Source organism: Stenotrophomonas sp. 10L48 (assembly GCF_056395105.1).
Genome location: NZ_JBFTIX010000012.1, coordinates 122434 through 134388 on the forward strand (window position 1 = coordinate 122434; position 11955 = coordinate 134388).

11 protein-coding genes are annotated in these 11955 nt (G+C 67.2%); 4 read left to right on the top strand and 7 right to left on the bottom strand.

From position 1 onward, the window contains the following. Positions 1 to 20: 20 nt before the first annotated feature. Positions 21 to 641 carry a CDP-alcohol phosphatidyltransferase family protein gene (locus AC1DCU_RS18150; RefSeq protein ID WP_025878617.1) on the bottom strand — a complete coding sequence of 207 codons (621 nt, stop codon included), beginning with the start codon at positions 639 to 641 and terminating at the stop codon, positions 21 to 23. 213 nt (positions 642 to 854) lie between these two features. On the opposite strand from AC1DCU_RS18150, the gene purH reads away from it, so the two are divergent. The 3 genes from purH to purD are packed head-to-tail and all read left to right on the top strand — an operon-like array spanning position 855 to position 4676. Next, complete coding sequence (gene purH / locus AC1DCU_RS18155; protein WP_442251964.1) at positions 855 to 2438, top strand: bifunctional phosphoribosylaminoimidazolecarboxamide formyltransferase/IMP cyclohydrolase; 1584 nt, start codon at positions 855 to 857, stop codon at positions 2436 to 2438. A 17-nt stretch (positions 2439 to 2455) separates the two neighbouring features. Beyond that, positions 2456 to 3334 (top strand): hypothetical protein, encoded by an 879-nt coding sequence (locus AC1DCU_RS18160; RefSeq protein WP_282279438.1) that lies wholly within the window; start codon positions 2456 to 2458, stop codon positions 3332 to 3334. A 58-nt stretch (positions 3335 to 3392) separates the two neighbouring features. Beyond that, positions 3393 to 4676 (top strand): phosphoribosylamine--glycine ligase, encoded by a 1284-nt coding sequence (gene purD, locus AC1DCU_RS18165; RefSeq protein WP_032976434.1) that lies wholly within the window; start codon positions 3393 to 3395, stop codon positions 4674 to 4676. A 129-nt stretch (positions 4677 to 4805) separates the two neighbouring features. On the opposite strand, the gene rpoH is transcribed toward purD, so the two are convergent. The 6 genes from rpoH to rhlB all read right to left on the bottom strand — a co-directional run bounded on the left by rpoH (position 4806) and on the right by rhlB (position 11014). Next, positions 4806 to 5681: an RNA polymerase sigma factor RpoH gene (rpoH, locus tag AC1DCU_RS18170; protein ID WP_025878613.1), complete on the bottom strand. Its 876-nt coding sequence runs from the start codon at positions 5679 to 5681 to the stop codon at positions 4806 to 4808. A 254-nt stretch (positions 5682 to 5935) separates the two neighbouring features. Beyond that, positions 5936 to 6661 (bottom strand): uracil-DNA glycosylase, encoded by a 726-nt coding sequence (gene ung, locus AC1DCU_RS18175; protein WP_032976433.1) that lies wholly within the window; start codon positions 6659 to 6661, stop codon positions 5936 to 5938. A 9-nt stretch (positions 6662 to 6670) separates the two neighbouring features. Then, on the bottom strand, positions 6671 to 7513 hold the full coding sequence (locus AC1DCU_RS18180) for a response regulator (RefSeq protein WP_025878611.1): 843 nt from the start codon (positions 7511 to 7513) through the stop codon (positions 6671 to 6673). A gap of 7 nt (positions 7514 to 7520) precedes the next feature. After that, complete coding sequence (ftsX, locus tag AC1DCU_RS18185; protein WP_025878610.1) at positions 7521 to 8468, bottom strand: permease-like cell division protein FtsX; 948 nt, start codon at positions 8466 to 8468, stop codon at positions 7521 to 7523. A 2-nt stretch (positions 8469 to 8470) separates the two neighbouring features. After that, positions 8471 to 9157: a cell division ATP-binding protein FtsE gene (gene ftsE, locus AC1DCU_RS18190; RefSeq protein ID WP_025878609.1), complete on the bottom strand. Its 687-nt coding sequence runs from the start codon at positions 9155 to 9157 to the stop codon at positions 8471 to 8473. Positions 9158 to 9283: 126 nt separating this feature from the next. Further along, positions 9284 to 11014: an ATP-dependent RNA helicase RhlB gene (rhlB, locus tag AC1DCU_RS18195; protein WP_442251962.1), complete on the bottom strand. Its 1731-nt coding sequence runs from the start codon at positions 11012 to 11014 to the stop codon at positions 9284 to 9286. Between the two features lie 512 nt (positions 11015 to 11526). On the opposite strand from rhlB, the gene trxA reads away from it, so the two are divergent. Continuing rightward, complete coding sequence (gene trxA, locus AC1DCU_RS18200) at positions 11527 to 11856, top strand: thioredoxin (protein ID WP_025878607.1); 330 nt, start codon at positions 11527 to 11529, stop codon at positions 11854 to 11856. The last annotated feature ends 99 nt before the right edge of the window (positions 11857 to 11955 follow it).

Genomic DNA, 11955 nt, shown 5'->3' on the forward strand with positions numbered 1-11955 from the left:
GGCGTGTAATCGTGTTGTGCTTACCGCGGCGATATCGCCGCGGCTTCCTTCAATCCCTGGCGTACGCGACGGACCACCGTCACCCCACACAGCAGTGCGGCCAGTGCGGCGACCGCGCTGACCACGGTCGCGCCTGCCCAGCCAAACGCCAGCAGCAGGCCCAGCACGCCGATCACGAACGCACGGTCGCTCTTGCCCATCGGGCCGTCATAGCGGCGGCTGGCGCCGACCATCAGGCCCAGCACGCCGGCGTACTCGCTCAGCGCGGCGGCCCAGGCCAGCAGCCACAGTGCCTCGGGGCGCACGCCCGGTACGCTGAGCAGGCTCAGGTACAGCGCCGCGTCGGCGATCACATCGCACAACTCGTTCAGATAGGCGCCCAGCCGCGATTGCTGGCCGAATTCGCGGGCCAGCATGCCGTCGACGGCGTTGAGGGCCATGCGCAGCAGCATCCACAGCGGCAGGGCCAGATACAGCAGCGGCTGGGTGGGAGCGCAGCACCACACCGCAGCGGCCACCAGCAGCGAGACCACGGCCGCAGCCACGGTCACCGTGTTGGCGGTGATCCCCATGCGGTACAGGCCGTGTACGGCCGGACGCAGCAGGTCCTGGAAACGTCCTTTCAATGCATAGATCGACACGATCTGAACCCGCTAATCCTTGGCAGTGCGGGCACAGCCTACCTGATTGCGACAGCGCCACGTATCGAATTGCGCCCAATGCCGGCCCATGCAGGTGCTGTCGAGCGAATCAGGAAGGGAGTCTGCACCGGCCAATTTCCCCCACCAGCGCCCGCCACCGGCCCCCACCGCCTACAATATCGGCCCCGCTCCGCTGCCGATTGCCCTGTCCCCATGACTGCTGATCTGTTGCCCGTCCGCCGGGCCCTCCTCTCCGTTTCCGACAAGACCGGCCTGGTCGAGCTGGCCACCGCGCTGGCTGCACGCGGCGTGGAGCTGCTGTCCACCGGCGGTACCGCCAAGGCGATCCGCGATGCGGGCCTGGCCGTGAAGGATGTCGCCGAGGTCACCGGCTTCCCGGAAATGATGGATGGCCGGGTCAAGACCCTGCATCCCATGGTGCATGGCGGCCTGCTGGGCCGCTCCGGCCTGGACGACGCGGTGATGGCCGAACACGGCATCGGTGCCATCGACCTGCTGGTGCTGAACCTGTACCCGTTCGAATCGGTCACTGCCAAGGCCGACTGCACCCTGGCCGACGCGGTGGAGAACATCGACATCGGCGGCCCGGCGATGCTGCGCTCGGCGGCCAAGAACTTCGCCCGCGTGGCGGTGGCCACCGACCCGTCGCAGTACGCCGAACTGCTGGCCTCGCTGGATGCCAACGACGGCCAGCTGTCGGCCGGCACCCGTTTCGCCTTCTCGGTGGCCGCATTCAACCGCGTTGCCCAGTACGACGCGGCGATCAGCAACTACCTGTCGGCCGTCACCGCCACCGACGCCGCCGTGCCGGTGCGCGCCGAATACCCGGCGCAGATGAATTCCACCTTCGTGAAGGTGATGGACCTGCGCTACGGCGAAAACCCGCACCAGAGCGGCGCGTTCTATCGCGACCTGCATCCGGTGCCGGGCACGCTGGCCACCTTCCAGCAGCTGCAGGGCAAGGAGCTGAGCTACAACAACCTGGCCGATGCCGATGCAGCCTGGGAATGCGTGCGCCAGTTCGACGCGCCGGCCTGTGTCATCGTCAAGCATGCCAACCCGTGCGGCGTGGCCGTTGGCGCCGGCAACGGCGATGCCTACGAGCTGGCCTACGCCACCGACCCGACCAGCGCCTTCGGCGGCATCATCGCCTTCAACAAGCCGCTCGATGCAGCCACCGCGCAGGTCATCCTGGACCGCCAGTTCGTTGAAGTCCTGATTGCGCCGGACTACGAACCGGCCGCGCTGGAATACGCGCAGAAGAAGGCCAACGTGCGCGTGCTGCGCATCCCGCACGGCGACGGCCTGAACAACTTCGACAACAAGCGCGTGGGCTCCGGCCTGCTGCTGCAGTCGTCGGACAACCGCGGCATGACCCGCGACGAACTGAAGGTGGTCAGCAAGCTGGCACCGACCGACAAGCAGTTCACCGACCTGCTGTTCGCCTGGAAGGTCGCCAAGTTCGTGAAGTCCAATGCGATCGTCTACGCCAAGGACAACAGCACCATCGGCGTGGGTGCCGGCCAGATGAGCCGCGTCTACTCGGCGCGCATCGCCGGCATCAAGGCCGCCGACGCGAACCTGGTGGTCGAAGGGTCGGTGATGGCCTCCGATGCGTTCTTCCCGTTCCGCGACGGCATCGACGCCGCTGCCGCCGCCGGCATCAAGGCGGTGATCCAGCCGGGCGGTTCGATGCGCGATGCTGAAGTCATCGCTGCCGCCGATGAACATGGCCTGGCCATGGTGTTCACCGGCGTTCGCCACTTCCGCCACTGATACCTGGAGCGACACGGATGTCTGCAGTCTCTTTGAAACCGCTTGCCGTGCTCGCCTTCGCTGGCACGGCCCTGCTGGCCGGCTGCAAGCCGGCCGCCGAGCCCGCATCTGCCCCCCAGGCAGATGCGGCAAAGCCCGCCGCCAGCGAACCGGCAGCGCATGTCAGTCGCACCGCGCGGCTGCAGGCCTTCCTGACCGGGCGTTACGGCAAGGACGCCAAGCTTTCCGGCCAATGGCGCGGCAGCTGGACCCAGGACGATGAAACGCGCGCGATCGACTGGCAGGTCTGCGCCGAGCAACCGGTGGTGACCGGTGACAGCTGGCAACAACTACTGGCGGTGTGCGGTGCGCTGGTCGATGGCGCGCATATCGACCCGGGAACGATCGAGTTCTTCGTGCTGCAGCCCAAGGGCGATGGCTTCGGGGTAACCAGCGAACTGACCGGCGAGCGCTTCGGCAGTGGTGGCCAGCCCGGCACCGCCAGCATCATCCGCGCCGGCAGCGATTTCTACGGCTTCCGCGTCGAGGATGGCTGGTTCGGCCAGGGCTTCTCGCTGCTCTCGCAGACCCTGGTCCTGCCGGGCCCGAAAGGCCTGACCAGCACCGGCAACGTGCGCAGCCACATCGACAACGACGCCCAGTACGAATGCGAGAACGTCGACGCGGCCGCCGACCCCGATACCGCCGAAGACTGCCGCACCCGCCGCTTCAGCATCGATTTCGCACTGCGTTTCGACGACAGCGACCGCAGTGCGCGCATCTGGCCACTGCTGATCGAGGAATCCGGCAACACCTGCGGCGGCAAGCGGGTGCGTCAGGAGCACCGCTTCACCCTGGACCCGAGGTCCTGGACCTACTCCTTCCCCGAATCGCTGCGACGCGAAGGCTGCGAATGACGCACACGCGCCGCCGGGGACCTGGAACTTCCCTTCCCACGCAATCTGGAATCTCGTGATGAACGTACTTGTCATCGGCTCTGGCGGCCGCGAACACGCCCTGGCATGGAAGCTGGCCCAGTCCTCCCGTGTCACTGAAGTGCTCGTGGCGCCCGGCAATGCCGGCACCGCCAACGAAGACAAGTGCCGCAACGTGGCGGTGAAGGTCACCGACATCGATGGCCTGCTCGCCCTGGCCCAGGCCGAAGGCGTGGCGCTGACCGTGGTCGGCCCGGAAGTGCCGCTGGTGGCCGGCGTGGTCGACCGCTTCCGCGCCGCCGGCCTGCGCATCTTCGGGCCGACGGCGGCGGCCGCACAGCTGGAAGGCAGCAAGGCCTACGCCAAGGATTTCCTGGCACGCCACAACATCCCCACCGCGTTCTATTCGGTGCACACCGACGTGGACGCGGCACTGGCCTACCTGCGCGAGAAGGGCGCGCCGATCGTGGTCAAGGCCGACGGCCTGGCCGCCGGCAAGGGCGTGATCGTGGCGATGACCCTCGCCGAAGCCGAAGATGCGGTGCGCGACATGCTTTCGGGCAACGCCTTCGGCGATGCCGGCGCGCGCGTGGTGATCGAGGAATTCCTCGACGGCGAGGAGGCCAGCTTCATTTCGATGGTCGATGGCGTGCATGCACTGCCGATGGCCACCTCGCAGGATCACAAGCGCGTCGGCGACGGCGACACCGGTCCGAACACCGGCGGCATGGGTGCGTACTCGCCGGCTCCGGTGGTGACACCTGAAGTGCATGCACGGGTGATGCGCGAGGTGGTGAACCCGACCGTGCAGGGCATGATCGCCGACGGCATCCCATTCACCGGCTTCCTCTACGCGGGCCTGATGATCGATGCCAGCGGCGCGCCGAAGGTGATCGAGTTCAACGTGCGTTTCGGCGACCCGGAAACCCAGCCGGTGATGCTGCGCCTGCAGTCGGACCTGGTCGACCTGGTGGACGCGGCGATCGATGGCCGCTTGGACGAGGTGGACGCGCAGTGGGATCCGCGCCCGTCGCTCGGCGTGGTGCTGGCCGCCAGGCCGTATCCGGAATCGCCGATCACCGGCGAGGTGATCTCCGGCCTGGATGATGTGCCGGCAACGGCCAAGGTGTTCCATGCAGGAACGACGCTGGATGCGCAGGGCCAGGTGCTCAGCGCAGGTGGCCGCGTGCTGTGCGTGGCAGCACTGGGTGACAGCGTGCGCGACGCGCAGGCGAACGCGTACGCGGGCGTGGCGAAGGTGACCTGGGACAACGAGTTCCACCGCACCGACATCGGCTGGCGGGCGATCGCGCGGGAAATCTGAGACCGCGCTGATCCACGCGTGGCGTGGATCTACTGGATCGCGAAGTAGATCCACGCCATGCGTGGATCCAGCAGGAAAAAAAAGGCCCGGCAATGCCGGGCCTTTCCATTACTCAAACGCTTCGCCGCCTTATGCGGTGAACAGCGCCTTCATCTTCTTCAGCGCGTTCGCTTCAACCTGGCGGATACGCTCGGCCGATACGCCGTACTCGTCCGCCAGCTCCTGCAGCGTCACCTTGCTGTCCGCATCCAGCCAACGGCGGCGGATGATGTCGCGCGAACGCGCATCCAGTTCCGCCAGGCCTTCGCGCAGCAGCTGCATCTGGTTGTCTTCGCTGTCCTCGCGCTCGTAGGCCATCGACGGATCTTCGTCATTGGCCACCAGATACGCAGCCGGCGACGGCGGCGCGTGGTCGTTGTCTTCATCGGTGGGGGCATCGAAACCGATATCGCGGCCGGACAGGCGCGATTCCATTTCCAGCACCTCGCGCTCGGACACGTTCAGGTCCTTGGCCACCGCACTGACTTCGGCCGCGTTCATCCAGCCCAGGCGCTTCTTCGACTTGCGCAGGTTGAAGAACAGCTTGCGCTGCGCCTTGGTCGTGGCGACCTTCACGATGCGCCAGTTCTTCAGGATGAACTCGTGCATCTCGGCACGGATCCAATGCACGGCGAAGGACACCAGACGCACGCCCATGTCGGGGTCGAAGCGCTTGACCGCCTTCATCAGGCCGATGTTGCCTTCCTGGATCAGGTCGCCCAGCGCAAGGCCGTAGCCGTTGTAACCGCGGGCCACGTGCACCACGAAGCGCAGGTGCGAATGCACCAGCTCACGGGCAGCGTCCAGATCGTTGCCGTCGCGGAAGCGACGGGCCAGGTCCTGTTCGTTATCGACCGACAGCACCGGAATCTGGTGCACGGCACCGATATAGGCGTCCAGCGAACCGAGCGCACTGGGAATCGGCAGATTGTTTGCCACAAGGGCAGTAGAGGTGTTCTGGCTCATAGGCACCCATCTTAGCAGTCTGGGATTTGGACTGCTAAAGGAGGAAAAAGTTCCAGCATTCCACTGATGAAACACTGGTCCCAAACAGAACCCTACCGTAACGCGATTTGATGACAGTGGCGAGCGCGCTTTTCGGGATACACAATCCCTTGGAATTCAACCCACTAGCCCGGAAAGCGCGGCTATTCCGGGTCAAAGGCAGCTGAACGGGTGGCGGTTTCGCCCATTCAACAGGGGGCAGCGTTGTTCGCCGTTCAGCCCGATGGCGCCAGCATCGCCCGCGGCGGCAGCGACCAGTCGATCGGCGCCTGGCCGCGGCGCTGCAGGTACTCGTTGGCCATCGAGAAATGACGGCAGCCGAGGAAGCCGCGGTGGGCCGACAGCGGCGAGGGATGCGGGGCTTTCAGCACGCGGTGGCGGCCGGTATCGATCACCTTGCCCTTCTGCTGCGCGTAGGCACCCCAGAGCATGAACACCAGGCCCTCGCGCTCGCGGTTCAACACGTCCACCACATGGTCGGTGAAGCCTTCCCACCCGCGCCCCTGGTGCGCACCGGCCTTGCCCTCTTCCACCGTCAGCACCGCGTTGAGCAGCAGCACGCCGCGCTGCGCCCACGGGATCAGGCAGCCGTGGTCCGGGCGGGCAATACCGAGGTCACCCTCGATTTCCTTGTAGATGTTCAACAACGACGGCGGCACCGGCACGCCCGGCTGCACCGAGAAACTCAGGCCATGGGCCTGTCCACGGCCGTGGTACGGGTCCTGGCCGAGGATGACCACTTTCACCTGATCGAACGGGGTCGCATCAAAGGCGGCGAAGATCTGCGGTCCAGGCGGGAACACCGCCGCACCGCTGGCCTTGCGCTGCCGCAGGAAGCTGGACAGCTCGCGCATCTGCGGCTGCAGCAGGTAATCGCCCACACGCTGTTTCCAGCTCGGTTCCAGCTGGATCGCCGGGGTGTCCACTACTTCATCGATCATCGCAACACGTCATCGCAACAGGGGTCCATCATTCAACCGGGCCAGCCGCAGCTGGAACAGCACCTTGGTGATCAGCAGGCGCTCTTCGATCGGCTTCAGCACCAGATCGTTGGCGCCGGCCTGGAGCAGGCCGGTCTGGTTGTGCGGATTGCCATCGCCGGTCATCACCAGCACCGGCAGGCGGCGCTTGCCGTAGCCGAAGTCCACGCGCACGCGCTGCACCACGTCGCGGCCGCTCAGCTCTCCCTTCAGGGTCACATCGGTCAGCACCAGATCGATGCGATGGCGGCTGCGCCCGAGCGATTCGGCGGTGAGCAGGGTAAACGCTTCTTCGGCGCTGACCACATGCATCACGTTGAGCTGCTGGCGCTCGAGCATGCGCTTGGTCGCCTCGGCCACCACCCGGCTGTCCTCGATGTAGAGAATGGTCGCGCCGGGAATGGTCTGCGGCTGCACGTAGCCGCGCACGAAGGTCGCCAGGGCTTCGTGGCCCAGCGATTTGTCGAAGTAGTCGGTGACGTACTCGGTGAAGCGGCGCTGCTCCAGGTGCTGCTGGGCGTCGCCGGAGACCACGATCACCGGCACATAGGCCTGCCCTGCCGCTTCGCGCACCATCCGCGCCAGCGCCAGGCCGTCGCCATCGCGCAGGGTCAACGAGGTGGTGACCAGATCGACCGGCCCCTGCGCCAGCGCATGCTGTGCGTCTTCGATGCTGTCGCAGCCGATCACCTCCACGCCCGGCAGATCGCGCTGCAGGACGTCGGCGATCAGCTTGCGCACCAGCTTGGAGCCGTCAACCACCATCACCCGCGTCGCGGGCCCTTCAAGGTGCTTCAGCGCTTGCGGTTGCATGCCGGTCTCAGGTGTCGGTCGGGCGGGTCTGGCGGAGGAAATGGCCGGTCACCAGCCATGCACCCAGCCAGCCCAGCAACAAGGTGCCAAGCAGCACCAGGCTGCCATGCAGCAGGTCCAGGCCATGCAGCACGAACGGGCTGCCGTAGCTGCGCGACAGCTCGGCCAGCGGCGCGCGCAGGGCGGCACCGGCAATGCCGATCAGGCCCAGCGCGACCGCACCGGCGCCCAGGCCATACCAGGCGCCCAGGTACAGGAACGGGCGGCGGATGAAACCATCGCTGGCGCCGAGCAGCTGCAGCACGCCGATTTCCTCGCGGCGGGCCTGGATGTCCAGGCGCACGGTGTTGCCGACCACCAGCGCGGCACCGGCGCCGAGCAGCACCGACAGCACCTGCACCAGCCGCGCACCAAACGCGAGCCAGGCATCCAGGCGCTGCCGCCACAGGGCGTCGTGCTGCACCAGGTCGGCACCGGGCAGGCTTTCCAGCGCGCGTGCCAGTCGTGCATCGTCCTGGCCCTGGCCGGGGGTGACCACCAGCAACGAGGGCAACGGGTTGTCGTTGAGTGCGTCGATGGCTTCGCCGAGGCCGGCCTGGCGCAGTTCCTCCAGGCCCTGCTCCGGCGTGCGCACGGTGACACTGGCCACGTCCGGCCGGTCGCGCAGCTCCCCGGCCAGGCGCAGCGCACCCGGGCCGTCGACGTCCGCCTTCAGGAAGACATTGATGTCGCGCGACTGCTGCACGCTGCCGGCAAACTGCTTGAGGTTGTCCAGCGCGATCGACAGGCCCAGCGGCAGCGCCAGGGCCAGCGCCATGACCATCACGGTCAGCAGCGTCGCCCACGGCTTGCGGCAGGCACGGCCGAGGCTGAACACCACGCTGTGCACGTGGTGCTGGAACCACACGCCCAGGCGCGACGGCGCAGCAGCTTCGGTGTTTTCGTTCTTGGCCATGGTTACTCCGCCAGATCCTGCGGCGAGATGTCGTCCACCAGCCGGCCGTGGTCGAGGATCAGCACGCGCTTGCGCATGTGGCGCAGCAGCGGCAGGTCATGGCTGACCACCAGCACGCTGGTGCCGCGCGCAGGCAGCTCGGCGAACAGGGACATGATCTCGGCCGCCAGGGTGGGATCGAGGTTGCCGGTCGGCTCGTCGGCCACCAGCAGCTTGGGCTCGCCGACGATGGCCCGGGCGATGCCGACGCGCTGCTGCTCACCGGCCGACAGCTGCGAGGGCAGCGCCTTTTCGCGGTGGCCAAGGCCCATGCGCTCGAGCACCGAACGCACGCGCTTGTTGATGTCGCCACGGCGGGTACCGCGCAGGATCAGCGGCAGGGCCACGTTCTCGGCGATGGAGCGGTCCATCAGCAGGCGGTGGTCCTGGTAGACCGCGCCAACCGCGCGTCGATGCCGCGGCACATCACCGCCGCGCACCTTCAGCAGGTTGCGCTCGTCGAACATCACCGCGCCGCGGCTGGGCCGCTCGTCGAGGTGGATCAACTTGAGCAGGGTGCTCTTGCCCGCCCCGGAGTGACCGGTGACGAACAGCATTTCGCCCGGCGCGACCTCGAAGCTGACATCGGTCAGGGCTTCGTGGCCACCGGCGTACTGTTTGCTGACATTGTCGAAGCGCAGGACACTCATGCCCCGATTATGCAGGACCGGCGCGACAGATCGGTAGCGCCGGGCCATGCCCGGCGAAAACCTTCCGGCATCGCGGCCCCGGACGGAGGCCGCTGCGCTCGCCGGGCATGGCCCGGCGCTTCCGGCTTAATTGCCGGACAGCATCCGGCGGATCTTGCGGCCGATACGGGTCAGGAACGAGTCGCCGGCATCGGCGCTGGTACGCACCGGCTTGGCCACCACCTGCACCGGGGTAACCGGGCTGGCGCCGTTGCCGGCGTTGCTTGCCACACCTTCGGCGCCCTCGACCGGACGGCCGTGGCGACGACGACGGCGCTTGCGCGGCTTGCGCTCGCCGTCCACCGCAACTTCCGGCGCAGCTTCAGCGCGCGGCGGACGCGGGGCCTGCACGGCAGCAGCTTCAGCGGTCACTGCACCCTCGACTGCGGCGGCAGCAACCTGCTCACCTTCCACACGCGGCTTGCGCGGGCCACGCGGACGGCGTTCGCCGCTGCGCTCGCCATCGCGGCCACCACGCCCAGCGCCAGCACCACTGCCGGAACGACCGCCACTACGGCCGCCGCCACGACGCTCTTCCTCGGCGGCGCGCGCTTCGCGTGCTTCGCGGAAGATCTGGCCGACGCTTTCGTTCTCGTCGCCTTCCTCGCCCGGTGCCGGGGCGGCACGCTCAGGGCGCGGCAGCGACGTCAGGATCTCGCTGGTGACCGCTTCGACCGGGATCTTCTGTTCGATGTAGGCCTCGATATCCGGCAGGCCCATCGCATAGCGCTCGCAGGCGAAGCTGATGGCATCGCCTTCCTCGCCCAGGCGGGCGGTACGGCCGATGCGGTGCACGTAGTCTTCGGCGTCGAACGGCAGGTCGTAGTTGTAGACGTACTTGATGCCGTCGATATGCAGGCCGCGGGCGGCCACGTCGGTGGCCACCAGGATTTCCAGCTGGCCCTTCTGGAAGCGGTTGAGCAGGCTCTCGCGCTTCTTCTGCGGCACGTCACCGGACAGCACGCCGACGCGGTAGCCGGAACGCTCCAGCGAACGGGCCACGCGCTCGACGAACACCTTGGTGTTGACGAAGACCATGGTGCGCGCGCCTTCGCTGCGCGACAGCAGGCCCAGCAGCAACGGGATCTTCTCTTCGTCGGCCGGGAAGTAGATGCGCTGGCGCACGCGCGCGGCGGTGATGGTCTCGGCTTCGACCACCAGCTTCTGCGGCTCGTTCATGTGCTCATAGGCCAGCTCGAGCACGCGGTGGCTCAGGGTGGCGCTGAACAGCAGGGTCTGCCGGGTGGAGCGCTCGGGCATGCGGCGCAGCAGGAAGCGGATGTCCTTGATGAAGCCCAGGTCGAACATGCGGTCGGCTTCGTCCAGCACGCAGATCTCGCAGGCGTGCAGCGACACCACCTTGTGCTGCTTGACGTAGTCGATCAGGCGGCCCGGGGTGGCGATGATCACGTCCACGCCCTGCTGCAGGATCTCGCGCTGCTTGTCGTAGTCAACGCCGCCGTAGACCAGCGCGAAACGCAAACCCAGGTCCGAACCGAACTTGACCGCATCCTTGTGGATCTGGATGGCCAGTTCGCGGGTGGGGGCCAGGATCAGCGCGCGCGGGTCTTCCGGCTTGCGATCGGCCAGTGCCGGGCGGGTCAGCAGGCGGTTCACGACAGCGACCAGGAAGGCCAGCGTCTTGCCGGTGCCCGTCTGGGCCTGGCCGGCGACGTCGCCACCGGGCAGCGCGACCGGCAGGGTCAGCGCCTGGATGGGCGTGCAGCGGGTGAATCCGGCTCCTTCAAGACCGGCCTGCAGGGCCGGATGCAGATCAAAGGAGGAAAAAGTCAAATCGGTCAGCGGTTTGTCGCTCATGTGTCCGTCTTGGTATGGCCACGCGCCTGCGGGCGGCGGCACTGAAATCTGTCTGGGGCTCCGTCGCAAACTGCGGCCCCTGCGGCGGGTCGGGCTGGCCGGGACCCCTCGGGTCCGCGCGCCGCACAATGCCCCAGTTTACCGCACTCGGGCCAGCAAACCGGAATCGGGCGTCTCACCGCTTACGGAGACGCACCTCTTCACCCCGCAGTACCGCGCTTGAACAGCGGCGCGGGCTCCCATGGCCTACCGCGCCAGCACCCCCATTTCAGCCATGGACAGTGACATCGGACACATACCGGGCTCAGCATCGATCACGATACGCTGGGTTCCAGCCAGCATCTGTCCCTGCCCTGCGATAGGGGTACACTGCCGGCCGTGAGCGTCCAGGCATCCCGCCGAACGCACCGTGGCAGTCCGCCGCGAGGCAACGACGAGGGTCACGCCACCGGGCATGGCCCAGTTCACCCACCTCCGGCCTGGCCGGGTGCAATCCAAGACGAGAAACCAAGATGAGCGACAAGGTTGTACACGTCGGCGATGCCGACTTTGATAGCGCCGTACTGAATTCCAAGGAACCGGTGCTGGTCGATTTCTGGGCCGAGTGGTGTGGCCCGTGCAAGATGATCGCCCCGGCGCTGGATGAACTGGCCGATGCCTACCAGGGCCGCGCCAAGATCGCCAAGGTCAACGTGGACAACAACCGCGCCCTGGCCGCCAAGTACCACGTGCGTTCGATTCCCTACCTGGTCGTCTTCAAGGACGGCGAGAAGGTGGGCGAGCAGATCGGTGCCGTTGGCAAGGCCCAGCTGGCCGGCCTGCTGGACAAGGCCCTGGCCTGATCCCGCGCTTTCCGGCAGCCGTTTTCGACGGCTGCCGGGCAGGCGCCCCGGCGCCTGACTGAATACCGTATCCGGCGACCCTTGCGTGGCGCCGCGGGC